The sequence below is a fragment of the Hydrogenophaga sp. T2 genome (assembly GCF_049843535.1).
Lineage (GTDB): Bacteria > Pseudomonadota > Gammaproteobacteria > Burkholderiales > Burkholderiaceae_C > Hydrogenophaga > Hydrogenophaga crocea.
The window spans coordinates 499,702-524,707 of sequence record NZ_JBBHZJ010000003.1 but is presented as its reverse complement, the minus strand read 5'-3'; the positions used below and the strand labels follow the sequence as shown (position 1 = coordinate 524,707).

General features: G+C 61.7%; 19 protein-coding genes. 3 read left to right on the top strand and 16 right to left on the bottom strand.

Going from position 1 to position 25,006, the window contains the following annotated elements; genetic code table 11:
- Positions 1–74 precede the first annotated feature (74 nt).
- The 8 genes from qatD to WDZ95_RS09435 form a co-directional block, all read right to left on the bottom strand.
- Positions 75–809 carry a Qat anti-phage system TatD family nuclease QatD gene (gene qatD / locus WDZ95_RS09470; RefSeq protein ID WP_166227942.1) on the bottom strand — a complete coding sequence of 245 codons (735 nt, stop codon included), beginning with the start codon at positions 807–809 and terminating at the stop codon, positions 75–77.
- Positions 809–2,074: a Qat anti-phage system QueC-like protein QatC gene (gene qatC, locus WDZ95_RS09465; protein WP_166227940.1), complete on the bottom strand. Its 1,266-nt coding sequence runs from the start codon at positions 2,072–2,074 to the stop codon at positions 809–811. Before qatC ends, qatD begins: the two co-directional genes overlap by 1 nt.
- On the bottom strand, positions 2,071–2,745 hold the full coding sequence (gene qatB, locus WDZ95_RS09460) for a Qat anti-phage system associated protein QatB (protein WP_205710650.1): 675 nt from the start codon (positions 2,743–2,745) through the stop codon (positions 2,071–2,073). The genes qatC and qatB overlap by 4 nt, the downstream gene beginning before the upstream one ends.
- 188 nt (positions 2,746–2,933) lie before the next feature.
- Positions 2,934–4,802: a KAP family P-loop NTPase fold protein gene (locus WDZ95_RS09455; RefSeq protein ID WP_166227936.1), complete on the bottom strand. Its 1,869-nt coding sequence runs from the start codon at positions 4,800–4,802 to the stop codon at positions 2,934–2,936.
- A 410-nt stretch (positions 4,803–5,212) separates the two neighbouring features.
- Complete coding sequence (locus tag WDZ95_RS09450) at positions 5,213–5,575, bottom strand: metal-dependent hydrolase (protein WP_166227934.1); 363 nt, start codon at positions 5,573–5,575, stop codon at positions 5,213–5,215.
- A complete protein-coding gene (locus WDZ95_RS09445) occupies positions 5,572–5,751 on the bottom strand; it encodes a hypothetical protein (protein WP_035620241.1) in 180 nt (59 codons plus the stop codon). Before WDZ95_RS09445 ends, WDZ95_RS09450 begins: the two co-directional genes overlap by 4 nt.
- 18 nt (positions 5,752–5,769) lie before the next feature.
- On the bottom strand, positions 5,770–6,048 hold the full coding sequence (locus tag WDZ95_RS09440) for a hypothetical protein (RefSeq protein ID WP_166227932.1): 279 nt from the start codon (positions 6,046–6,048) through the stop codon (positions 5,770–5,772).
- 72 nt (positions 6,049–6,120) lie between these two features.
- The gene (locus WDZ95_RS09435; protein ID WP_166227930.1) at positions 6,121–7,113 is read right to left on the bottom strand and encodes a helix-turn-helix transcriptional regulator; all 993 of its coding nucleotides are present in this window, start codon (positions 7,111–7,113) and stop codon (positions 6,121–6,123) included.
- Positions 7,114–7,931: 818 nt separating this feature from the next.
- On the opposite strand from WDZ95_RS09435, the gene WDZ95_RS09430 reads away from it, so the two are divergent.
- The 3 genes from WDZ95_RS09430 to WDZ95_RS09420 all read left to right on the top strand — a co-directional run bounded on the left by WDZ95_RS09430 (position 7,932) and on the right by WDZ95_RS09420 (position 9,994).
- Positions 7,932–8,711 carry a hypothetical protein gene (locus tag WDZ95_RS09430; protein ID WP_166227928.1) on the top strand — a complete coding sequence of 260 codons (780 nt, stop codon included), beginning with the start codon at positions 7,932–7,934 and terminating at the stop codon, positions 8,709–8,711.
- A gap of 16 nt (positions 8,712–8,727) precedes the next feature.
- A complete protein-coding gene (locus WDZ95_RS09425) occupies positions 8,728–9,219 on the top strand; it encodes a hypothetical protein (RefSeq protein WP_166227926.1) in 492 nt (163 codons plus the stop codon).
- A gap of 79 nt (positions 9,220–9,298) precedes the next feature.
- A complete protein-coding gene (locus tag WDZ95_RS09420; protein WP_166227924.1) occupies positions 9,299–9,994 on the top strand; it encodes a hypothetical protein in 696 nt (231 codons plus the stop codon).
- A 345-nt stretch (positions 9,995–10,339) separates the two neighbouring features.
- On the opposite strand, the gene WDZ95_RS09415 is transcribed toward WDZ95_RS09420, so the two are convergent.
- The 8 genes from WDZ95_RS09415 to WDZ95_RS09380 all read right to left on the bottom strand — a co-directional run bounded on the left by WDZ95_RS09415 (position 10,340) and on the right by WDZ95_RS09380 (position 25,005).
- Positions 10,340–11,674, bottom strand: coding sequence for a type II toxin-antitoxin system HipA family toxin (locus tag WDZ95_RS09415; RefSeq protein WP_166227922.1), 1,335 nt, complete (start codon positions 11,672–11,674; stop codon positions 10,340–10,342).
- A complete protein-coding gene (locus tag WDZ95_RS09410) occupies positions 11,671–11,988 on the bottom strand; it encodes a helix-turn-helix domain-containing protein (RefSeq protein WP_240936391.1) in 318 nt (105 codons plus the stop codon). The genes WDZ95_RS09415 and WDZ95_RS09410 overlap by 4 nt, the downstream gene beginning before the upstream one ends.
- Positions 11,989–12,495: 507 nt before the next feature.
- Entirely contained in the window at positions 12,496–14,709 is a 2,214-nt protein-coding gene (locus WDZ95_RS09405) for a DEAD/DEAH box helicase (RefSeq protein ID WP_166227919.1), read from the bottom strand.
- 5 nt (positions 14,710–14,714) lie between these two features.
- Positions 14,715–16,019, bottom strand: coding sequence for an ATP-binding protein (locus WDZ95_RS09400; RefSeq protein WP_166227917.1), 1,305 nt, complete (start codon positions 16,017–16,019; stop codon positions 14,715–14,717).
- Complete coding sequence (locus tag WDZ95_RS09395) at positions 16,016–18,391, bottom strand: TerB N-terminal domain-containing protein (RefSeq protein ID WP_166227915.1); 2,376 nt, start codon at positions 18,389–18,391, stop codon at positions 16,016–16,018. Before WDZ95_RS09395 ends, WDZ95_RS09400 begins: the two co-directional genes overlap by 4 nt.
- Positions 18,392–19,229: 838 nt before the next feature.
- A protein-coding gene (locus WDZ95_RS09390) for an IS3 family transposase (RefSeq protein WP_420810288.1) occupies positions 19,230–20,290 on the bottom strand; the annotation gives its coding sequence in 2 pieces (ribosomal slippage) (positions 19,230–20,026 and positions 20,026–20,290; 1,062 coding nt in all).
- A 193-nt stretch (positions 20,291–20,483) separates the two neighbouring features.
- On the bottom strand, positions 20,484–23,684 hold the full coding sequence (locus WDZ95_RS09385; RefSeq protein WP_166227912.1) for an efflux RND transporter permease subunit: 3,201 nt from the start codon (positions 23,682–23,684) through the stop codon (positions 20,484–20,486).
- 13 nt (positions 23,685–23,697) lie between these two features.
- The gene (locus WDZ95_RS09380) at positions 23,698–25,005 is read right to left on the bottom strand and encodes an efflux RND transporter periplasmic adaptor subunit (RefSeq protein WP_166227910.1); all 1,308 of its coding nucleotides are present in this window, start codon (positions 25,003–25,005) and stop codon (positions 23,698–23,700) included.
- Between the last annotated feature and the right edge of the window lies 1 nt (position 25,006).

Genomic DNA, 25,006 nt, shown 5'->3' with positions numbered 1-25,006 from the left:
TTTGTGTCGAACGAGAGCGGTCGCGGCAGAGAAAGTGGGCGCGACTTCGGCAAGCGCATCAAACCCTGGTGCCACTACCGCCCTATCAGCTTGAGAAGCGCGCGCCCGTTCTGAGCGAGCACACTAGCAGCCTCTTCGGTCGATAGACGCCACAGAGGCGCCAACCCCTCGGCCGTCTGACTTTCGCTCCAAGGCATCACCGGCTTGCCTTCAATCTTCGCAAAGGGGCCGTCGCTCTCAGGCACGACTCGGTCGCGGGGCATCGCGGCGGCCAGAGCTTTGCCGCTTGCAGAATCGAACATCGCCGGCCCGATGCTGAACCAACAACCGAGAGCCGCAGCCGCCCTTAGCTCAGCAGGGGTCCCCGAGAACCAGTGCAACACCGCTGTCCCGAAGTTCGGGTTCCGCCCCAACTCTGCCAGCACATCCCTGACAGCGCGGCGGGAGTGAATACTGAGCGCGCGACCGCCCACCTCGGCGCAGCGCGCGATGACCGCGCTGAAGATGCGGCGCTGAACCTCGTAGTGAGCCCGAAACCGAGGGGACCCGTCCAGGCCCACTTCACCAACTGCCTTCGCCCCGGCAATCTGCTCCAACAGCAAGTCCAGCTCTGCTGCGCGCTCATGTGCAATCTCCGGATGCAGCCCCGGTGTCATGAGCACTGTCGGCGAAGGCTCTAGCGCACGCGACGTGGCTGCGAACGCTTTTGGGCTTGTGGTCACCAACCAAGTGAACTCATTGCGCTTGGCCGCTTCGCGGTAGACCTCCCGTGCCCCAGGGTAGAGGTCCAAGTGGCAGTGGAAGTCCATCACAGCAGCCCATCTGCCTGTAGCAGCGCCTCAAGCTCGTTGAACCCCGATTGAAGCACCTGCCGATACCCGGCTCGCTCGGCGGGCGACGCAAAGGCAAGGGTGGCGCCCAAGAAGCGGTCCAGCCCCTTTTCCCGGACCGAGAGCACGGCCAGCGCCGCGGCCATAGGGTCGTCCGGGCCGCTGGACTTGTCGGAGCCAACCACGGATGGGTACTCGTACCTTGTCGTGTCGCGCCCGGGTCCCCATGCCAAGAACGCTGCCCTGCGAATCAGGCAAGGCACGCAACGGCCGCAGTGGGTGCGGTTGTAGGTCCGGAACCGACCACAGCTCGTTGAGTCGGAGGCAACCGACGCGAGCAGGGTCTGGTCCGCGCACTCGCGAAGCATCTCGCCCTTCGTCTTGAATCGATAGGGCAACTCAAGCCGTACTGCGATGCCCAGGCCTTCGAGGAGCTCTTGCAACTCAGCAATGAACAACGGGTGTGTCGTCCGTGTGCTGAGGCTGGCTACCCGGCCGGGAACCAGTGGAGGGTTGATGCAGATGAATCCGTTCTCGGGGATGAAGACCTGCACTGGGGCGCTAGCAATCCTTGAGGCGGCCATAACCGCAAACCCATAGAACGCCAACGACCGGCCCCGCGTCGAGGGCTCACGGCTGCCCGAGAAGCTGATGCCGTGGCTCCACTGCATGTGGGTAGCGCCGCCCCCGAGCAGAGCCGCGTATCGCCGCTGGCGGTCTGAGTCCTCGTGCGCCAGCTGCGACACGAAGACCGGCCGACGCCCCTCTGTCACCAGATTAATGCCGCCGATGAGGCTGTCCAGGCCGCCCGATAGCAGGCATACGCAGTCCTGCGCCAGAGGTTGAGGCTTGCCATTGGGCGGGGTGACTCCCCCGTCAATGAAATTCAGTGTCCAGTAGTCACCGGTCAGAACCTTTAGCAGTCGCTCGGCATGCGCCTTCCAAGGTGCCCAACGCAACGGCTCATTCAGCGCGACCGTGAGCTCAATCGTTCGCGTCCAACCGTCCGCGCTCGTGTTCCGCGGGCAGCAGAGGTCGGCCGCGCAAACCGCCAGGCAGAACTGCACGAAGTCCCAGGCCTGCACGGTCGGTGCGAACCCCTTTCGCTTTAAGGACCCGCGCCAACCTTGGGCAACGGTGCCGATGCCAGCGCGCTTGGCGCTCTTAAAAAGCGTGAAGGCCCGTTCTCCCTCTGCGAGCGTGGCTGGCAAATGGTCAACGGACGTACATAGCACCTTCATCATGATGCAAAAACCTCCATCGCCAACTGCAGCACGTCTCGAGCGAGACGCTTGGGGTCGAGCCCCGTTGTGCCGAGTCGTTCCATCACGACCCGAACTTCCGATTGAACGTACTCCTTCACGTCCTTCCGATACACCTGAATCTGTTGCGCGTCGTACTTCAGCTTCTCGTATGCCTGACCGAGCTGCAGGTCCATGCGATTGCAAACATCATTGGCAATCGTAATGGCCATGACGTCGTGAATCTGCGCATCGCTGAGATTGAAGATGTCGATATTAGGGTTGAGCTCATATAGCAGGCCCAGCGCTTCAGCAGCGGCATTGCGCAACGACTCGTCGTCCACGCTGCCGATTTCGGGCATGACCTCCTTGACCAGTTCCAGGATGAGGTCGTCGGCAGCGAGGTTCGCCTGGCGAGTTCGGTCAACCCAGTCGGCAACGCGAGGGTCGGAACGGTCACGGGCAGACGCCAAGAACTTGCCGAGGGCGCCTGCGCCTTGGGCAGTGCCTCGCATGGTCGAGGCGGCGCGGCGAGAACCGCCCATACCCTTTGTGACCATGCTTCTGGTCGCAGAGCGGAGCGACTCGCTCCCGCCACCACCTAGGAAGGTCGACATCTTGGTGCGGGCATCAGCAAACCGGCGGCTGGGCGCGAATGCCCCGTCGACGGCCACGGTCTCACCCTGCGAGGTGTCGGCGTAGCCGGCATCGGTCGCCTGGCCGGATTCGTCGTCCCCATCTTGGCCAGGCCATGTAGGACCTTCGCCACCTGCTGCTCCCCCGCCTGAAGTGTCAGGTGGCAGCCACTCTGGGTCGAATGGCGAGCCCGCTTTGCCGCCCGAGCTTGAAGTAGACGTGCCCACTATCGGGCTCCCTTCTTTGCCTGCGCGATGGCAGCCTTCGTGGGCCGCTCAGCCGACGAGTCCGCTTCCCACTTGTCAACGATGGGCCGCGCCCATGCCTGTGCATATAGCAGAGGGATGATTCCAGGGCCAACCTTGGCGGCCGGCGCTTCGGCGAGAAGCGCTGAAGCTTGGGCGGCCAGCTCCGGGTACACCTTGCAGGGCTCTATAAGCGGGACGACGTCCTCCCCCATGCGCCAGGTGCGCTTGGCCGCCTTGAGCTGCCATGCCTTGGCCATCGCCATGCCAGTCTGGATTGCACCAGCAGCGCGGATGGCTTCGGTCAGCGGCGCGTTCGACGCCGTCGCACTGACCAGCGCATCGCGCAAGGCGCGCCCTTCAGCGGTCATGTTGTCCGCACCAAAGTCCCGAGTCGCCGTGTCCCTGCTCAAGTGCAGGAGAGGGCGAAGGTCCGCTTCGCCTAGCGGTGGGTGCAACTGCAGCCATTCGCGGGTGAAGCGGTCGTCCTTGAATGGCTCAGGAAGCACAGCGCCGCTCGCCGCAGCCGCTTCTGCCTCATGCAAGACCGGAACTCGCCCATCGGCGGCGGAGGTTACCCTTGCCGCCAACGCGTTGGCCAGCGTTTCGTCACACCGCTCCACGAGGTGCCACTTTGCAAGGGACGGGATGTCTAGGTCGATGCCCTGAGGGGCAGCCAAGGCGGACCGAAGGTAGACCGTGTTCAGGAACCGCTTCATGAGCCGAGGGTTCGCGTTGACAGCGCTTGACTGGGTGAGCAGCGGCGCCAAGCCTTCGGCCAACTGCATTAACGTGAGCATTCGGGTGTTGCTCACGCCGACGAGGCTCTGCAGGAACTCCGAGGTGACCGCATCGCCCTTCCAACTCGTCTGCAAGCGCTTCGGAATGGCGCCCCTTGCGGTCTCGAAGCCGGTCTTGTCGAAGTCGCCGTCTGCATGGGCCCGCTCCATGAGAAGCAAGGCTAGGTACGCCTTGGCCTCGTTGATACCCAGTCGCGGAACGTGCAACGGTACCTGGATGAGCTTGTCGAAGTAGTTCGTCGCAACTTCAGCCGAAATGCCCGTGCCCTCGAAGTGCACGCGCACCGCTCCACGAATGAATTCGTTATCGGCCGCGACAACGAAGGCGCTCCGCTTCAGAAAGAGGAGGAGGCGAATCGACTCGAGCGTGGAAATGGCAGTCTTGGGGAGGCAGCGGTCCAGGTCGTCTACGAACACGACCAGCGTAACCTTGAGCTCCTCGAGCAGCTCTTCGAGCGCGTTGCGGAACGCTTGAATCTCGCTGGGCAGCGAGACGGGCTCGGCCGGCTTGAGCAGACCGTCAGCAGCCCTCTTATCGTCCTTGCCCTTCTCGTCCTCGCCGTCGCCGGGCTCACCGTCGCCTTCGCCGAGGCCGAAGAACCCTCCAACCTTCATGACGGCGGCGCCGATGCTGCCTACGGGGACGCCCGTATACAGCGTCGCTGCCGCTTCTCCACCCAGCTGGGCCAGCCGAAGGAGGTTGATTCTCTTAAGAAGCCTCTTGGCCTTCTTCAGCACAGCCTCATTCTTCGCGGCGAGCCGCAAGACCTCATCGCCGATGAGCTGCAGCAGCGCGCTGCGGGCGCCCTCGAAGTCCTGATAGAGCCACGGGTTGAAGGTTACGACGACGTAGGTGTTCTTCCCTGGGGCATCGGCCTGTTTGAGTCGGTCTTCAATCATCCGAACCAGTGAGGTCTTGCCGACCCCCCAGCCGCCGGACACGCCTACAGAGAGAGGAACCCCCTGGGCCTGCTGCAGGAGCTTGGCGCACGCGTCTGCAACGACTCCGAAGTTCAGGTAGTCAATAGTCGTTTCGTTGTCGGCCCACATCGCCAGCTAGCCTCCCTCTATGTTGTGCTTGACCCGACTGTAGGGCACTCACATCAGTCCAACAGAGGTCCGCTCCCGGCCTGCGGTGGTGAGCAACACAAGCGGAGCGCTCAAACGAAATCACGGCGCTATCCTCTTAAGTCGGCGCTGAGCCCACTGGGCACCATCACCTCTTCGATAAGTAAGCCATGGCGAAAGTCGACACGGAACTGAAGTCTTCGCTCCAAGGCCTCCGATTCGACGAGTCCGAGCATCCGCCCAAATACGCAACCCGAACTGCGGCCGTCGCGAAGCGACTCGGCGTAAGCAAGCTCGGTTAGCGCTGACGACGGCGAAGATATAGAAGAATCAGCATCCTGCAGTTCATCATCAATTTTGTGGATGGAATGCCCGAGGTCGTCGTTTGAACACTATCGACCAACCAGCGGAAGCGACTTTACAGTCAGTGAATCGAGAAAGAGATGAATCAGGTAGGCGGGAATTGCCACCTGGCCAAGCGCCTTCAGGAAGTCGCCGCCTGCGGATTCGGGCTGCCACTTGCCGAGCTCCTTGAATGCAAGGCAGAGGAGGCCGGCGAACGCGACGCTGTGGAAGAACTGGCGGTGGTTTGGCGATGTTGCCGGCTCCAGGATGTCCGGCAACTTGGTCAGGAAGGCGGCAGCTGTGCCTGCCAGTAGTGGCTGGGCCGTTTGGAGGCCAGCCTGGCGCTCTTGCTCGGCAATGAACACGCCGGTGGCGAAGCCGGCAACAAGCTGGTGGGCCGGCCCGTTCACTTTTTGTGCTCCTTGCGCACGCCTTTGAACGGCTCACCGTCCTTCTTCTGGTCCATGAACTGGCCGTTGCCGGCGTCGCGCTTGGTCCAGGTCTGGGTGGTCGGGTTGAAGGCTTGGGAGCGGTCGCGGACGGCACCGCGGCGGGCGTTGTCACCGATGGGGGCGTTCTTGGCCATGTTCAGTTTCCTTTCGCTTCAGGCGTCGATGGTGTGAGTCCAGCCGGGGAGGCCGTTTCGGGAGAGGTAGTCCACCAGCGGAGGACTGCCGAAGAACTGCATGCGTCCGCCGGAGGAGAACGCCAGGGCGGACTGCTCGACCCGCAGATTCGAGGCACGTGCCTGGGCGGTCAGCTGGGCAAGCAGGCGGGCGTTGTCGCTTTGCGAGCCGGACGACGAGCGGGCGTCGAAGACCGCAAAGTTGACCCAGCCGCCGCTCGCGGCGCGCTCGCGCAGGTGGGCAAGATTGATTCGCATCGTGCACTCCTTACTTGGACCTATCCCAAGCATGGAAGGCATTCTTGCGAGGGCACTAGCTCAAAGAGTGACCTACTGAATTGCGGCCGGGCGGTTTTTTGTTGCTGCGGTGCACAAGGCGGTGTGCAGCCGCTCCCGAAGCTCGGGCGGGCTGAGAACTTCGACCTCGGGGCTGTGGCGCAGCAGGTCCATGACCAACTCTTGGTCGTTGGAGTAGGGCACTTCCAAGATGTAGCTGCCGTCGTCGAGTCGCTCGCTGGACTGGTCGTGGTGCCAGGTCTCCTTGTCGACCCACTGCGCACGTTCTGGCGTGAACTTCAGGCGTGCACGATGCTTAGCGGCGCCGGCGAAGATGCCGTAGCCGCTGCGGAAGTGCTCGTGCATCTCCTGCTGACTGACTTCGAGCGCTGGCTCCACCAGAACCCGTACAGACTGGATTGATTCCAGCGCGAAGGAGCGCAACGCATTCTTCTCATGGCACCAGGCATCGAGAATCCAGTTCTCGCGGTAGTGGACGAGCTGCTGGGGAGAAATTTCCCGGTCCGACGACTCTTTGCGGTCGCGGTTCCAGTACTGCAGGCGAAGGCGCTTTCCTGACAAAAGCGCTCCAGCAATCGTCTGAAAGTGCTTGGGCTCGACTTTTCGCGGCGCGAAGTGAATCAGTCGGAGCTTGCGCTCGATGGGTCTTGCGGACTTGGTACCTTCCGCGAGCATGCTGCGAAGACGCGTCTTCAGGGGGCCAACGTGCTCTTCGAGGAGGCCGGGCTGGACGCCCTCAACCAAGTGGAGCATGGTGAGTAGTGCGAACACTTCTGATGAGTCGAACCAAACGCCAGGCAGCTCGAACCGGCCGCCCTCGGCAAGGTCGTCCCGGATGACCCAGCCGCGCTTCTTGCGGTCCCATTCCAGGGGGCATCCCAAGCGGTCACGGAGGAAATCCAGGTCGCGCTTTACCGATGCCTGAGAGACCTCCAGTTCATTCATCAGGAAGGCCATCGGCGCAGCCCGACGCTTTCGGATGATGCGCACGATTTTGGTGATGCGCTCGATGCTGACCTTGGACATTTGTGGCTCCTTGAACACAAAGAATGATGTGTCCACGGAACCGGGTCAACTCCAGGTAGTTCATTACGCGCAGGCCGGAGCCTGCAAGGACCCTGCTGGAGGGATGGCGGGGCCGTGGCCGGGAGTTGAACAGCCGGTTGCTATACGAATCGAGGACAAGAAAATGGCCGAGCTGTAACTCGGCCATCAAGGTCGCACTTGGCTACGCGCCGTGCGGGTTTGGGATTGTTGTCACGGGTGTCAGTACTTCCCTGCTGTCACTTGGGCAGTTTGCTCTTTCACAGTCGCCTCTGGACACCGGGGTGTCGCTCGTGAGGCTGGTGGTAGCAACCGGAATCACGAGGAGGCGAGTGAGATTGAGCAGACTGCGAGAAACGTTGGAGATGGTGCTTGCCATCGATGCCTTTCCGTCACTAGACGATTCTTTGGAGACCAGCCGTAGCGCTGGTCTCTTTTTTCGTCGGCGCATACGCCGTTCGCTACGAACCTACAGAGCGAACGATTTCGATTGGCGTTGCCGGGACGGAGGCCCTCGGTTTCATTCAGGTTATCGGTTGATAGACGTGTTGACTTTAGAGACGTCGTAGCGCGGGAGCTTGAGCTCGAAGCGGGCTCTTTTCGTGCGACGCGAACTCGCAGAAGTCACGCCGCGCCGTTCGCCCGTGCGTGTCGAGTGCAGAGAGGGTTGGCATTGCCAAGGGCGTGTCGACTATTTCACGCCGGGATGCGTGGGTCTCGCTCCCGCGACAAGGGCAGAGGAAATGCATGCCAAGTCCAGCCGCTACTTGCTATCCTGTTGCGAGCACACAGGGGCTTCGATGAACAGACTGATTGCAATGAGCGGTATGGCGGTTTTGGCACTTGGAGCACTGCCAGTCGTCGGCTTCGCGTCCAACGTTAGCCCGCCTCAGGTGTCGGCAACCACCGGAGAGCCGGTGTCTTTGAGGCCAAAGTCGGGGTACGAGGCCCGGTGCTTCAGGGAAACCACGACCCGCGAACGCGGCAACTGGTCCAAACCGACGAAGACCCGCAGTGAGCACCGTGCGCGCCTTGAGGTTCGAAACGGAGTCGAGTACCTCAGCGTTGCCACCAACGTCGACAGGGACGAACTGAAGATTCTGCTGGAGATGACTCCCGAGGGGCAGCCGAGAAAGGTGCCGCCCTTGATTGAAACCACCATTCCTGGCTTTGAGAAGGAGTACGGTCCCGCGCTTTCGCAAGTCGTCAACCAAATGATGGCGGGCCTGACGGGAAAGCCTATGGGGCAGCCGCTAGAAATCGGAAAGGACTACGGTCCTACGATGGACGTCTGCGCGATGCTCGGCACCCAATCCAGCGGAGCTTCCAAGGGGACAACAGTTGTCGAGGGGACGCTGACCTACTCCGGGCGCGCTGCTTTTCTCCTCACCCAGACTTACGAGCAGACCTGTGCAGGGGAAGGCGTCCGCTTTTCCGTCGAAGGCTCAGCGTGGGCTGTGCACGACCGGGCGTCCGGTCTGGCCATGAGCAATGCAGGCCAGTTCAGCCTGTTCTCGCAAGGCACGCGATTCAGTCAAGTTGATGAGTCAATGGAGTGCGGCGTTGCCGAGAGGAAGTGACGGAGGATTGCACAGCATGATGCCGTTCAATACCGTTCGCCGACGTCTGTGCCTTTGCGCCATAACGGTGCTTCTTCTTGGCGCCGCCCCGGCTTTTGCGGCACCCCCTGCCAAGGGGCCTGTCACTCTGGCAGGGGTGAAGGCTACCGTGTGGGGCGACTATGCGATTCGGCCGATGCTCTTCCCCGCAGAGGAGTGGCGCTTCTACTTGGTCGTGGTGCCGAAGGAAGTGCGCCAGGGCACTCTTATCAAGATGGCGCAGGACTTCTACGCGAAGCACCCGAACACACGGGCCCGATTCTTCAGCGACACCACGCACTTGAAGCAGTACGTCGACCGCGACCGCTACATGAACGACAAGACGGGCAAGGTGAAGGAGGTCGACTTCCCCAAGTCCGAATGGGTGCAGGACCACCTGTTGGGCAACATCAACAACCGGTCCAAGGAGAATGGCCGGCGGTGGATGCTCGAGGACCGGTACGGGAACCGCATCGCGCCTCTGCCTTGAGGGACCCCTTTGCAAGGGGCTCTGCATCCGAGATGCTGTTGCGCCTCGAGGGATAGTCGAAAAATAGAACAACCACAACATGCCTGAGTTCCCCAACGAGCAAGCCGGCAGGTCTGAACAGGACGCAAACAGCATCACCTTCGCAGCGGTTCCCGGCCAGCACGGTAGCGTTCCACCGGCGCACGAGGAAAGCGCGCTAGCTGATGCCACACTTGCAGCCGCTTCAGCGAGGTTTTCTCCAGCCTGCCAAGCAGGGCCAGGCATGTTCAACTCCTCTTTGCTTGGGCTCCTTCAAGGCTGGGTTGATGGCTCTTACCCGTCGCTTGGCCACCAAGAGGAGGTTTCTTGGTTTCTCAGCAAGCGCGCGCACGCGCTCATCTCCGAGTGGTTGATGAATAAGAAGCTTGCGGCTCTTGAACTCGTTTCCCCCGCGGGCACTGGCTGCGTTGTGATTTCTCGCAGCCGCGTGGAGCACGTTCGAGATAGCCGAACAAGCAAGGACAGCGTCGCCGATGCCGGCGTTGTGGAATTGCTGGGTCAGCTGTTCGTGTATGGCCACCCCAAGTACGCGCCCAATCCCGGCTACCCGAACCAGTTGCTGATGTTTGATGCAACCTACAAAGCGGGGGACCCTGCGGCTAAGGGTGAATCACCAGTGGCGGCTCTGCGATTCGAGGGGGCACCGATGGCCCACTTTCGACTTGAGACGGCGTACTGGATGAAGCCAGCAAAAGCACAATTGCTCGTGAACCGAGCGCTGGCCAAGAAAAAGTGAAAGGACCTCGTACCCGAGGAGGAGCGGCTGAGTGCCCAGCTTCCGACACCTTGGTCGGTTACCTTGTCCAGGTTTCCCTGCAAGGGCGCACATTTTCCTCATCAGTATTGAACCCTGTGCACGAGTTCAATCACCGGGACGCCTTTCCGGGTTTCTCCGATACGAGGCAAACCAAGTATAGCACTGGGCCTTCGCGAGCGCTGAGAGGCTGTCAAGCGTGTAAACGGGCACTCTGACGGTCGAAACTGGCTTCCACTACCAACCTCGCAAGCTAGCCCTGGCAACGGCTGCAAGCTAACGCCGCCGACGGACTCTCAGGCCGCCCAGACGCTGGGCCCCTTGGCCTCAGACTAGGAAGCAGTCCTTCAGCTCTGCCCGGTCTTCCCCTGAGAGTCCCAGCAGCTGCGCCTTGTTTTGCCAGGTGCCAATGACCTGGCTCAGCCGGGCCAGGTCCTCTTGCGCCTGCTTCGGCGTGACGCGATAGAGCGCCGCCGTGGCCATGACTGTGTCCAGGTCGGGCTCGGTGCTGGCATCGTCCAGCGCCAGCACGTGACCGTCTTTCTTGGTCGACGGGTTCATGTCGTAGGCGGGCGCCAGGCGCCAACCGGTGGCCTCGCGCATGAAGCCGTGGTTGCGCAGGTGGTCATCCCGGTTCGAGACGGCCACGTTGAACAACACCCGCCGAAACAGCTCGCGCAGGTCCGCTTCGATGCGGCCCTCCACGCCTTGCTTGGACGCGATGAACTCCGCCAGGTCCAGGTACGACGTTTCTTCGCTGTCGCTGCGGCCCAGCACCGCCATCGCGGAGGTGAAGAACCGTCGCCGGCCACCGTGGCGGTCGAAGCGTCGGGTGACGAAGGTGTGGAAGCCGTGCCCGATGCGCTCCAGCCGTGCCGGTGCAACGCTGAGCCCGTACTCTGCGGCCAGCTGGTGCACCAACATCTCGCGCAGAGCCCAATCGTGTTCATCGTCGGCACCGGGAAACTTGGCAATCCACAGCTGCCCGAGGCCGTCTTGCAGATTCGCCTTGGGTCGTGCGCCGCCTAGGGACGCGCCGGGCGCCACCAACACTTTCAGCCACTGCTGCAGCAAGTCGAGGTCGTCGACCTTTTTGCGCGTGAGCTCGAGCGCCACCGCTTGTAGCTCGCCCATGTGAGTCAGCGCTGGCGCTGCGAGCGCCTGACTGGCCAGGGCCTGGCCTTCGAGCAATTCCGGAGCAGGGCCTTGCTTGAGCTGCTTGTCGCTTTGCAGTGCGGAGAAACGCAGGGCGCCCATGCGGGTCACGTCCTGCACGCCCAGGAAGAAGTCCCACGGGCGCATCTCGCGGCGGGTGCGCGCTTGCTGCTTGGCCTCAACCAGTTCTCGACGCTTCATCAGCGTCTGGCCCCAGCGGTCGGGGCAGCTGTCCATGAAGATGCCGAAGTTCGAGTCCTTCGGATAGAAGTTGCCACTGGCCAGCGACAGCTCCGGGTCGAGCGCGAAAGCGGCCCCGTTCTTCAGCCACAGGGGCGAATACTCGAAGCGGACCGATTCCAGGCCCGAGCGGTGCAGCCGGCCCAGGTGAGTTAGCGGGCCGAACGTCGGGTCATCGAGCCAGACTTCGAGGCCCTCAGGGGTTGCGGGGGCAGCCTCGGGCGCAGGCCTCGCGCGAGCGCCGGACTTCTTGACGGCGGGGCTCATTGCGCTTCGTCTTCGGAAGGGGAGTCCGACGGGCTGTCGAGTTTCTTGCGCTTGGGCGCGCGCCGAGGCACGTTCAGCTCAGCGTCTTGCAGCCGACGACCCACTGGGTCGTGCGCCGCTACCTGGTCCAGGTCATGTTCCAGCCCGAGCACAGCCAGCACGCGCAAGTAGGTGCCCAGCGTCACGGCGGGGTCGCCTTGCTCGACTTTGTTGAGTGTGGGCCGAGACACCGAGGCGCGCTCGGCCACCTGCGTGACCGTGAACCGCCTACGCAGGCGAGCTTCGCGCAGGCGCTGCCCCAGCGCGACCGTCATTCGCGACTGCGAGGGGTAAAGGGTTGGCGCTTTGGCGGGCATAACAGTAATCATTATAGCAATAGTCGTCCGCATTGTCAATAATGATTTCGGTTATGGGGGCAAACAGTGTCAGTGTCCTGTGCAATTTAAGAGCAACCATTGTTCGCAATATGTTGCAAGAGTGTCAAATACGCTTGCTCTTGAAAGGAGAAGCCCACTAGGCGCGCGACCACGCTCTGCGGCCCCACGCGTCGGGTCAGTTCTGCGCATCTGTGACAGAGGGGGTCAGCCCGGATGGTCGCCGGCCTGCTGCAGCGCGTAGGCTGCGAAGCGGGCTCGTCTCAAAAAAATCCTTTTTGAAACCAAGAACGTGCGCGCTTGAAACGACGTTGCACTTTTTGGCTTGCAGACTGATATCTGGTTGCGTTGCAGGCCCGTAGGCGACGTCGAGGGTGCGGCTACGTTATTGATTTACCTACTGAGACGTTGGCGAGGGGAGCTGGTCCCGACACTGAAGCAGGGGCCTCAGCGCGCGGTAGCCTCTCGAACCCACGCAAGGCCTTCATCCAGGTCGAGGTTCAGACTCGCGTACGCCTTTCGAAGCAGACCATCCGGCAGCGCCCAGTCCCATTTCTCCCGCTGAAGGTTGCTGACGTCTTGGAGCAGCATGTCCAGCGACGGGGGTTCGTCGACAGCCGCGTCGCTCAGCGCATCCAAGACATCCTGCGCGGAGCGGCCATCTAGGCGTACTTCAACTCCTGGGCCAGCCGGGCTGGCCACAAACCCCCGTCGAATCAGCAGTGCGGCAATCGCTTCATTGGCTGAGTCCCCCAGCCAGGTCAGAAGCATGAGTTCTCGCCCCTGATTCAGCACGAACTCCGTGGAAAGCGCTCGGTCAGCGTACTGCTGGCGACCCTCAGAGAGAAAGCGCTGAGCCACCTCATCGAGGAAAGGCAGCGACTCGTTGGACTCCAACAGCCGGCGCATCTCCTGCCTTACGCGCGTGTGAACCCGGCCAGCCCCGCCGTTGAACAGCGGGGGAACGCCGCCGCCAGCACGGACCACAAAAATCGTCTTCTGGGGCTCATCAACGCTCTCCACGAGCCAGGTCTTTCCGGCAAATAGGATGCGCTGCCCGGTGGTGAGCATCTGAGAGACCGGCAGCGTGCCCAACATGCGCCCCGCGCTGACGATGCGGAACTCCTCGTCCGCAGCGAACGCGGCATAGAAGGAGTAGTGGTTCACGAACTTCTCGCCCAGCCTGCCATGCAGAAGCAGTCCAGACGAGTCCTGGGTCAGCAGCTCCTTGGCACCTAGCTGCCGCACCAGCTGCGCGAATTCCTCCTTGGAGAGCCCCTGAAAGGGTGTGCCGGGTGCGCACAGGAGCGCGTAAAGCTGACCGATGGTCGCGCCTCCTCGCTGGGCAACCACCGAAAGGACCTGTTGCACCAGCGTTGACAAGTGGGCACCGTGAGCGCGCGGCGGCTCGAACCACTTCTGCAGGAGAAGCGACACCATGGCCGCCATCTGGACGGTGCCCAGGCGAAGCAGACTGTCAAGAGATGACCTGGGGTCCAAGGCGTCCTCGATGCAGTAGCCGCGCAAGATGGCGGGCTCACCCTTTCGGCGCCCAGAGCGCCCAAGCCGTTGGCGCAAGCTGGCCACCTGCGGAGGCGGTCCAATTTGCACGACGCTTTTGACTGCGCCGATGTCGATGCCGAGCTCCAGCGTGTTGGTGCAAATGGCCGACGCCGGCTGCTCCTTCTGCTTTAGCGCCGCTTCGGTCTCGGTGCGAATCTCCTTGGACAGGCTGCCGTGGTGCGGCCAGAACTCGTTGGGCACCTGCTCCTTCAGGCACATCTCGTTGAGCAGGTGCGTGTAGCGCTCTACCTCGCGCCGAGAGTTCGGGAACACGAGATTGTTTGAGCCGCGCAGCACCTTGAACAGGTGGGCTGCGATGAGGCCAGGTGTTGTGGGCTCAGAGTCTTCGCTCTCTACCTCGTCATCACCTTCTCTCAGGACCACCGCGGGCTCCTCATAGCCCTTCACCAGGACCTTGAGCTCGGCAACTGAAGCCTTGGACTCAACTATCTGAACCCGCTCCCCCGCACTGGGCCGCAGAAAGTCGGCCGCGAGGCGCATGTCCCCAAGTGTGGCTGACAGCCCGACGCGTGGCACCGTGCGCTCTATGGCTACCTGGACTCTGTGCATGAGCGACTGCAGCTGCTTGCCTCTCTCGCTGCCGATGAACGCGTGCAGCTCATCGACGACAAAGAATGCCGCCTCGCCGAAGACGGCGCTCAAAGCGGTACCGCGGTTGCAGAGTAGCGCTTCCAGCGACTCTGGCGTGATGAGCAGGACGCCCTGGCGCTTGGTCAAGAACCGCGTCTTGCTGGAAGACGAGATGTCTCCGTGCCACGGCCAAACCGGAACCTCGAGCTGCTCACAGAGGCGGTCCAATCGCCCGAACTGGTCGTTGATGAGCGCCTTCAAGGGGCTGATGTAGACGATGAGCCCAGGCTTCTCCCGCTGCAACAGGTGGGTCAGTGCCGGTAGGAAGGCGGCCTCGGTCTTTCCTGCGGCGGTGGCCGCAGCCACGATGACGTCCTTGTCGCCGGGCACGATGAGGGGAATGGCAGCCTCTTGCGCGTCTCGCAGGGACTCCCAGCCCTCGGCCCAGATGAAGCGCTGGATGCGCTCATCGAGGAGGTGGAATGCAGATGACTGGGTCTCAGCCATCTACATCACATCTTGAACGAGGCGAACTCATCGTCTCCTTCGGCCTCGACGACCTGGTCCCCGGTGGCGCCGTTGTCAGGAAGCACCTCCAGCCCCCCGAGCAGCTCCTGCCAGGTAGTCCCGGCGTTTTGCTCCAGCACAGCCAACAGGTTGATGAAGGCCGTAATGGTCGTCCTGGGTGTACGGAAGTAGGTGTCACCGATGCGTTTGGAGCAGTGCTCCATGAAACTGTAGATGCCTTGGTCGGGCAGCAGGTACTTGACCGGGTCGCCACTGGCGTTCACATGGCGAATCTTCTGCAGGAGCACGTAGAAGTCCTCTGGGGTCAGGCTGGACAAGCGAACGACTGGCCCGCTGAAGTCGACCAGTCCCCCGGAGGCGAAGGTGTTCTGTGCCAGGCGGCTTTGCAGAGCGGGGTAGCTGTAGAGCCCCCTTCGCGTGTCCAGCAGGAACTCGGGCGTGCCACCCAGCACGAAGCCAAGGCCCACAGCGGTGCCCTGGAGGGAGTCGTTGAGGATGCGCAGAATCTGCTCGTAGTTCGCGTTGCGTGCCTGGGTGTTGGCCAGCTTGTAGAGGTTCACCAACTCATCCAGGCTCACCAGCAGCCCGGAGAACCCGGCCAGCCGGACAAAGCGCGCCATCAGCTTCAGCTGGTCGTAGACAGCGGCATCGTCAACGATGGTCCGCACACCGAGCGCCTGCTTCGCGTCGGTCTTGGTCGAGAACTCACCACGCAGCCAGCGGACCGCATCCGACTTGAGCTGCTCATTGCCTTCTTCGAAGCCACGGCAGTACGCGGCGATGACGTCGGCAAAGTCGTAGCCGTTCACCAATTCGGTCAGGTGGTCGAGCTTCTGACGCAAGACGGCCTCGGTGGTCTGACCAGATGCCTTGGCTTCGGTCTTCGCCGTTGCGATGAACTTCTCGACGATGCCGCTCAGGGCGCCGCCCTCCGGCTTGGTGCGGGTCGAGAGGTTACGCATCAGCTCGGCGTAGAGCGAGCGCGCCTGGCCGCCACTGGCGTGCAGGCGCCGGTCCGGGTTCAGGTCCGCGCTGGCCACGACCAGCTTCTTCTCCATGCCCACCGCGCGCACCAGGTTCAGGAAGAAGGTCTTGCCGGCGCCGTACTCGCCCACGACCACCCGAAAGGCCGAGCCACCGTCCGCAATGCGCTCGATGTCGGTGAGCAGGGTCTCGATTTCCCGTGTTCGACCGACCTGCACCAGGTGCTGGCCCGTGCGAGGCACCACCCCGGCGCGCAGCGACTGAATGACCGCGTCGCGGTCCCTGGGGCGAATCGTTGTCGTCATGCTTTCACCTTGTCCAGAATCTCAGTGTTCACCGTCACAGGGTCTTCGCCCTCGAACAGCGCCATGTCATGCGCCTCAAACGCCGCCTCGTTGATGTGCTCCAGAGCGCCGTCCAGCATGAGGTCAAGGTCGGCGGCCACGTCCAGCAGCTCGGCACGGCTCCACTCGGGGCGCGAGAGCATCATCCGGGCAAGTGAGGTGTGGGCTTCGTCCAGGCCCAGCAGACCCGCAGAGGCTTCGCTTGGCTCGGCCTCGGTTTCCGCCTCGACGGGCTCGGCCACTGCCACAGCAGGTTCGTCGGTGTCGGTGAAGATGTTCGCGAGGAGCGCAGAGACCTTCTCGGTGTCCTTCTGGAGCGCGGCGATACGGGCCGGGTCGAGCTTGAAGCTGGACTCCTCGACCTTGGCGACGGCCGCCGCGGTCGGCTTCGTGCCCGCAGCGACAGCGTGGACGTCGGAGAACACCTTCTTTGAGTCGACGCCCAGGGCCTTGTAGACCTTCTCGAGCATCTTTACTTCTCCAGGAGACACCTCACCGTCTGACTGGGCAACCGTTGCCATGAACGCGGCAATGGTCTCCTTGACGTTGAGTTCGAGCGGTTCGAACTTTTTCTTCAAGGCCGTCAGGGACGCCGGCGCCTGCATCAGCAAGCGCAGGTGCGCCAGCAGACGACGCTTCTGGCCTGGAGTGAGGTGCGTCCAGGAGAGCACGGTCTCACGAAGGTGACCCATCTCCTTGATGCCGAACTCCCCGTCGGAGGTCGCAACCGCCGAGGCGAGCTGCAGCGTCAGCGCCGCCGCCAGGTACGGCCCGTTAGTGCGTGACAGCTGCTCGGACGGCGGCAGCGCGAAGAGAACCACCTTCTCCTCGGGCTTGGGCGTCTTCGCCCCGGCCAGGACGTCCGGCTCGAAGCCCACGTTGGCAGACTCCAACGTGCGAGCCAGCGAGAGCGTCTTGTCCTTGGTGAACGCCGTCGTGGCACCCAGGGCGTTCAGCAGGTCCTGGAACGGCATTGCGACCATGCCTTCACCTATCCGGGCTTTGAGCTGCTGCAATGCCTTCTGCGCCTGTTCTGGCCACAACGTGGGCGGTAGCTGCAGCAGCCCTTCGAGCGAGTTCTTTCCGGTGACACTCTTGCCAACGAAGCGGCTGTAGGACTCGAGCTCCTTCGAAGTGGCATCGACCAGGTCCTGCAGCTTCTTCACCGGTCCCGTGAGTACCGACACGTCGGGCACCTCCCCGAAGGTGAGCCTTAGGTCGTTGTAACCACGGAAGCCCGCTGATGCCGGGCGATATACCAGCTTGAGCTTGGTGCGATTACGTGGCAATACCATGCCCGCGCCGAACTGCTGCTCGTACTTCTGCACGAACAGGGCATCGAACTGTTCGGGACACCGAATGGCTGGGGTGCGCAGCACGACACTTGGCTCAAGACGCGCCCAGGCAAGCGCAAGTCCTGCTGGAACCGGCACACCGTCCACGGCTGCAATACCTAGTGCATGACGGACGTACAGCGGTAGCTCGAGGGAGCGGGGAAAGCTCGGAACCGCCTTCTCGTACAAGCGCTCAGGGTGCTCGACGGTAGAGACCCAGTTGAGCAGTTCAACTGCGTAGCGCCGGAACGAACCTGACTTTTGCCCGTAGATGTCAAGTAGGCGTCGCAGTTCTTCCGCGATGACCGGCCATTCGGCCCGAGCCGCAGCATCTGAAGAGGCATCAAGAATGGCGCGTCGCTCCAGCCCGTAGAAGAACAGGAACACATAGCCGATGTCGGCGGAGGGGTCCTGTCGGCCGCCCGCGAGCCACTTCAGGTAAGCGCCGCGCGCGCTGCTCGAGATGGCGCCGTAGCTGGGCCAGTAGCCCATTTGCCGCTCGGTATAGTCACCGCTCTTGGACACACTCAGTGAGGGGTCGATGAGGCACGGGTCGTTGTCGCCAGAAGGCGTCTTCAGGCGTGTGCCCACGTAAATCAGGCCGCCCGGTATGGAGAAGCCTGCAACATTCACCGGCTGGCCAGCACCAAGCCACGTCGCGTTGCCGAACCCCTTCGGGGCTGCAGGAAGGCGGTACTCGCTGGTGGCAGTGCTTGGCGATGCAGCAGCTGTGCTGGTGACCGATACCGGCTCGTCCATGTCAGAAGACTTCAGCGCGCGGGCACGGGGTCGTGGCGTGGCTTTCGATTGAGGCATTGGCTGCGTCTCGGGTGGCTCGCTACTGGGCTTTGCCTTGAAGTAGCGGTAGGCAAAGAAGGCAAGGACCACCCCACCGACAAAGAGCCACACCTCGACGGGTACCGACGCCACCAGTGCTACCAGGCCAACCAAGACCACCCCGAGGACGCTTACCGAGTCCCCCTTGCGCTTGCGTGCCATCCGCAACACCCCCGGGCCTGCTGGCCAAATTGGAAGAACCTAGCCAAGCCGGCGAACCGTTCGGCCTCCCTTACAAAACCATACAGCACTTCGGTCGAATCTCTAGCACTTGCCTCCTGACCTCGCGCAAGGTGACGAGGTCAGTGCGCAGTTCATCACCAAGCGAGTTGGCCAAGCCGCCATCGACAGAGTCAATCCTGACAGTAGCCAAGGGCCCAAACGGGCACAAGCGGTGGTGCCTTTTCAAGTTTTGTCATCGGTTTTGATAATTTTCATTTCCGATGACAAAACATGAGAAGACGAGCCCCGAGCTGCTGTCTGCAGGCTCCCACGGCGGTAGCAGCCCCACGCAAGCACGCCCTCCGACATCGCGATTTCTAGCCCCGTGGCGCGCGTAAGCCTTTGAAATTCTTGGATTCACCTATCGAAATGCGTTTTTTGCTTTTTGTAGGTGAATTGCTCGCAGCCACCGGCTATGTCCGCGAGGTCATCGTGAGTTGCGACTCGCCGTGCTCCGGGTGTGGCCAGCCTTCGAGCGCTTCGTCCCGGGACCCCGCCGATACTCAGACACCACCAGTGCTGCATAGATGCACTAGTTAATAAAACTAAATATCTCACATGAGGAGGGGTATTTGGCGATGCTTGCTCGCTAATACTGGATGTCCATGCAGTTCTTTCATCGAATGAACATTCGGAGAGCGAAATGCAGGACGAGCAGTACTTGGCGAGGCTTCGGACCCACTGGAAAACGCCTCGTCGCTTCTAAAGCGACGTTTGTGGTCCCCTCGATTTCCTGAGCCAGTCAGAAGTAGAGGTTGGGGAACAGTTTGACACGGTACTAGACCGGAGGGATTCGGCCGAGAGCTTCATGGGGTCGGTGGTGGTTGTAGCGGTGCAGCCAGTCGGCCGTCATGTCGCGCACTTCCTGCAAGCTGTTGAACACGTAGCAGTCGAGCACCTCGGTGCGGTAGGTCTTGTTGAATCGTTCGACATAGGCGTTTTGCGTGGGCTTTCCGGGTTGGATGTGCTGCAAGGCGATGCCCTTGTTCTGAGCCCACTGGGCCAGGGCGTGCGCGATGAACTCGGGGCCGTTGTCCAGGCGAATCGACAGCGGCGCACCGTGCACCTCCACCAGTTCATTCAAGGCCCGGATGACGCGCGCAGCCGGCAGGCTGGTGTCGACCTCGATGCGCAGGCCTTCACGGTTGAACTCGTCGATGACGTTGAAGGTCCTGAAGCGCCGCCCCGACCACAGCGCGTCTGCCATGAAGTCGCAGCTCCAGCCCTGGTTGGGCTGGCCGGCGGCGTGCAGGGGCTGTTTGATGCGCGCAGGCAGCCGCTTCTTGCCGCGCCGGGGCAGGTTCAGCCGCAGTTCGCAGTACACGCGCCAGAGCACCGTCTTGCCCCAGGGCTTGCCCTGATGGCGGGCGCTGTCGTACAGCAGCCCGAAGCCGTGGCGCGGGTTCAATGTCATGTAGGCCTGGATGAAGGTGATGACCCCGGAGTCGTCGCGTGCGACGGGCCGGTAACGCAGCGTGGAGCGGGCAATGCCGCTGGCCTGGCAGGCCCGTCGCTCGCTCATGCCATGCTCGGCCACGAGGGCCTGCACGACCATCTCGCGACGCTCCGGGGTCAGAGCTTTCGGTCAACGACATCCTTGAGTGCGTGGTGCATGAGCGCCAGGTCTGCGTACATGCGTTTGAGCTTGGCGTTCTCGTCCTGCAGCTGGCGCAGCTGCGACAGGTGCGAAACCGTCATGCCCGAGAACTGGCTCTTCCACTTGTAGTACGTCGGCTCGCTCACGCCGTGCTTCCTGCACGTCTCGCCGACCTTCGCACCCATCTCGACCTCCTTGAGGATGCCGACTATCTGCGCTTCACTGAATCTGGACTTCGTCATGTAGAGACTCCGCTTGGGGGGATTCTCTACCTCCGGGTGGTTCAGGTTTTCGAGGGGACCACATGGTCATTTCCGAACTAGCGTTATCGCTGCCTCAGTAACTCTAAACAGTGCGCATGGACAGCACTTAGAGAAGCACAGTCCTTCATCCAGCAGAAATGAGGCAGCGGACCCGGAAGCCCGCCGCCTATGGTCAACTTAGTTGCGGTTCGGAGAAGGAGCCCAAAGAGCTTTTTGGGTTGGCCAAACGCTCCTCCTCCTCTTCGCGCCGATATGCCAACCGATAGAGGATTGGCAGCACTAGGAGTGTTAATGCTGTCGACGACAGGATGCCACCAATCACCACAGTCGCAAGCGGTCGCTGCACCTCGGCACCCGTCCCGGTCGCAATCGCCATAGGAACAAAGCCGAGAGAGGCCACGAGCGCGGTCATGAGTACTGGGCGGAGCCGCGTGAGAGCGCCTTCGAAGATGGCTTGGTCCAGTGTCGCGCCCCCTTCGCGAAGATTGCGTATGAAAGAAATCATCACCAAGCCGTTGAGGACGGCGACACCCGACAACGCAATAAAGCCAACAGCCGCAGAGATGGACAAGGGTATGCCGCGCATCCAAAGCGCCAGAATGCCTCCAGTCAAGGCAAAGGGGATTCCGGTGAACACAATGAGCCCGTCGCGCACGTTGCCAAACATGGCGAACAACAACGTGAACACCAGAAGAAGCGCCACAGGCACGACGATTTGGAGTCGCTGCGTCGCGGACTGCAAATTCTCAAACTGACCACCCCAGGTCGTCCAATAGCCCGGGGGGATGCGCACCTTCTCCTGCAAGGCAGTTCCGGCCTCTTCCACAAAAGAGCCCATGTCGCGACCGCGCACGTTTGCGCTGACAACGATGCGACGCTTGCCGTCTTCACGACTGACCTGGTTGGGCCCGGGTGCGACTTCGAGAGAGGCTAGCTCCGACAACGGGATAAATGACACGCGCGAGCTTCCGTCTGCCTGAGTTGCCGCGGGCAACGTCACCGGCAGGCGGCGGATAGAGTCCAAATCGGAGCGCATTCGCTCTGGCAACCGAACCATGATATCGAAGCGTCGGTCACCCTCGAAGAGGGTCCCGGCGCTGCGCCCGCCAATGGCCGTTGCGATGGTGTCCTGGATGTCGCCCACGTTAACGCCGTAGCGAGCCGCTTTGTCGCGGTCGATATTGATAGACAACACGGGCAGGCCCGTCGTCTGCTCAACGTTGACCTCACTTGCTCCCGAGATAGAGCCCAGTACGGCCGCAATCTCCTGAGCGGTCTTGTTGAGAACATCCATGTCGTCGCCGAAGACCTTCACGGCAACGTCAGCACGGACCCCCGAAATCAGCTCGTTGAAGCGCAGTTGAATCGGTTGCGAGAACTCGTAGTTGTTGCCAGGCAGCTCTGCCACCCGTTGCTGCACTGCCTCCACCAACTGCTGACGTGTGCGCTTCGGGCTCGGCCATTGGCTCTCAGGCTTGAGCATGACATACGCGTCAGAGATGTTCGGGGGCATCGGGTCAGATGCAATCTCTGCCGTTCCTGTGCGAGCGAACACTCGCTCAATTTCCGGAAACTCCGCCTTCAGGGTTCGCTCCAGTTGTTGCTGCATCTGCACAGACTGGGAGAGGCTGGTCCCGGGAATGCGAAGCGCCTGAATGGCAAAGTCACCTTCGTTCAAGTTCGGGATGAACTCGCTCCCCAGGCGCGTTGCCAGCAAACCAGACAGAACGACCGCGACCCCGGCCACAGTAAGCACGACGGCCTTGGCGTTCATGGCGCGTGTGAGCAACGGGTGATAGGCCCGTCGCGCCCAACCCATGACCCGGTTTTCCTTCTCGCCCACTTTGTTGCCGATGAACAAGGCGACGGCGGCAGGGATAAAGGTGATGGACAGAATCATGGCACCGAGCAACGCAATCACCACGGTGAGCGCCATCGGATGGAACATCTTGCCTTCAACGCCCGTAAGCGCAAAGATGGGCAGGTAGACCACCATGATGATGAGCTGCCCGTAGAGCAACGGTCGACGCGCCTCTTGGGAGGCGGAAAACACTTCGTGAAAGCGTTCTGTACGGGTAAGTGGTCGGCCGAGTCGTTCCTGTGCGTGGGAGAGGCGGCGAACGCAGTTCTCTACGATGACCACCGCCCCATCAACAATGATGCCGAAGTCAAGCGCCCCCAAACTCATCAGGTTCGCGCTGACCTTCTGACTCACCATGCCGGTGAAGGTGAATAGCATGGACAGGGGAATGACCATCGCTGTCAGCAAGGCGGCTCGAATGTTGCCTAAGAAGAGGAACAACACCACGATGACCAGCACCGCGCCTTCAAAGAGGTTCTTCTTGACGGTTGCAATCGCCTTATCAACGAGCACTGTGCGGTCGTAGACAGTGATGGCGTGCACACCGTCCGGAAGATTTCCGTTGATTTCCTCCATCTTCTTGGCGACAGCCTGAGCAACAGTCCGACTGTTTTCGCCAATCAACATGAACACAGTGCCCAGCACGACCTCACGACCGTTGTCCGTGGCCGCGCCTGTTCTCAGGTCTTGACCAATCTCGACTTCGGCCACATCGCGAATGCGAACGGGGGTACCCCCGCTGTTGGCAAGCACCACGTTGCGAAGGTCGTCGAGGCTTCCTGCTTGGCCAGGTGCGCGAATGAGGTACTGCTCGCCTCTGCGCTCGATGTACCCGGCGCCGACGTTGGCATTGTTGCGCTCGAGGGCCTGCACCACATCGTTGAGCGTTAGGCCGTAGGCCAACAGTCGCTCGGGAAGCGGCGCAACTTGAAACTGACGTTCATGGCCACCGATTGAGTTGATTTCCGTGACGCCAGGAACGTTGCGCAGCTGCGGTTTGATAATCCAGTCTTGGATGACCCTTAGGTCAGTCGCCGTGTATGGGGTACCGTCGGGCTTCTTGGCACCATCTTCAGCCTCGACAGTCCACAGGAAGATTTCACCCAGTCCTGTCGATATGGGGCCCACATTGGGCCGGATACCGTCCGGCAGTGCACCCACCGCTCCCTGCAGGCGCTCGTTGACCAACTGGCGGGCAAAATAGATATCCGTTCCGTCCTTGAAGATGACCGTGACCTGGGATAGACCGTAGCGCGAAAGGGAGCGGGTTTGCTGCAGGCCAGGCAGCCCGGCCATGACCGTTTCAATCGGGAAAGTCACGCGCTGCTCGGTCTCCAGGGGGGAGTAGCCCGGAGCGGCCGTGTTGATTTGTACTTGGACGTTCGTGATGTCCGGTACTGCGTCAATGGAGAGACGCTGAAAGTTGTAGACACCCAGGCCGACCATGCCGAGCACGGCGAGCATGACCAGCCACCGTTGCTCGATGGCAAAGCGAATGATTCGTTCAAACATGAATGGGCTGCTTTCAGTGGGCGTGCGTTGCAGAGCCCTTGCCCTGTTCAGATTTCACGACAAAACTGCCATTCGCCGCGTAGGCCTCACCGGCCTTTAGGCCGTCCAGAATCTCGACTCGCTGTCCATCGGAGCGACCGACACGCACGGGTCGAGCTTGAAATCCACCATCTACGCGCACGAAAACGGAAAGCTTGTCTTCTACGGTTTGAAGCGCCGACGAATCGACCGTTACGGCAGATGCCGTATCGTTGTCGTTCGTGAGAACTTCCACCGTGACAAAGAGGCCGGGGCGCCACGCTCCTTTGGGGTTGCTCAGCTCTACGCGAGCGGGAGCGGTGCGGGTCTGCGCTCCGATGAGAGAGCCCACGAAAGCAATCTTCCCTTCGGCGACCACATCCGCAGCGTCTGCCTTGACTCGAACGCGCTCCCCGACCAGTACCTTGGATAGGTCACCGGCGCCAACACTCATCTCCGCCCACACAGTGGACAGGTCCGACAACGTGAACACGTTGGTGTCTTCGCCGACTGCCTCCCCAATTGCGATGTGCTTCTCGACGACCACCGCGTCAAACGGTGCGCGTAGCTCGACTGTTCCCAAGGCGCTGGCGTTCGCCGACGCGCCGAGGGTCTTCAGCTTCTGAGATGCGTTCGCCTGCGCAATTTCCGCTTCGCGCAGGGCTTGCCGCGCCTGCAGAACGTCTTGCTCGGGAGAAATCTTCTGCTCCCACAACGTACGCTCGCGCTCGTAAGTAGCCTGGGCGAGTTCGCGCCTGCGTTGAGCGGCCTGGAGCTCTGAGCGAACTTCAGAGACCGCGCTACTGGAGATGACCGCAAGAACCTGCCCCTTGGAGACCCTCTGACCAAGGTTGGCGCTGACGCGCTCGACGACCCCAGCAGCCCGCGGAACAATGTGCGCGGTTCGGTCTTCGTTGAAGCGGATTTCTCCCGGAAGCTGCAATGACGTTCTGATGACCGCAGAAGAGCTGTCCTTCACTTCGATGTTCGCAGCTGCGATTTGCGCATCCGTCAGCGCCACCTTCTCATCATCGTGCCCGCCGCCCTCCGCACCCTCTTTGGATGCAGAGTCTGATTCTGGCTTCGCATCTCCCTTGGGCGTTTCTTCATGACCATGTCCATCGCCTTCGGCTTCCACAGCCTTCGAGCTTTCTTGCCCGTGACCATGACCATCGCCTTCTGCGTGGCTACCACCCCCTCGAAGGATGAACGCCGCGCCTACAGCCCCAAGGAGCAGAACCACAACAATGATGACTAGGTGCTTTCGGCTCAGTTTCGAGCCGGAGGATTCAGGCGTGTCCATG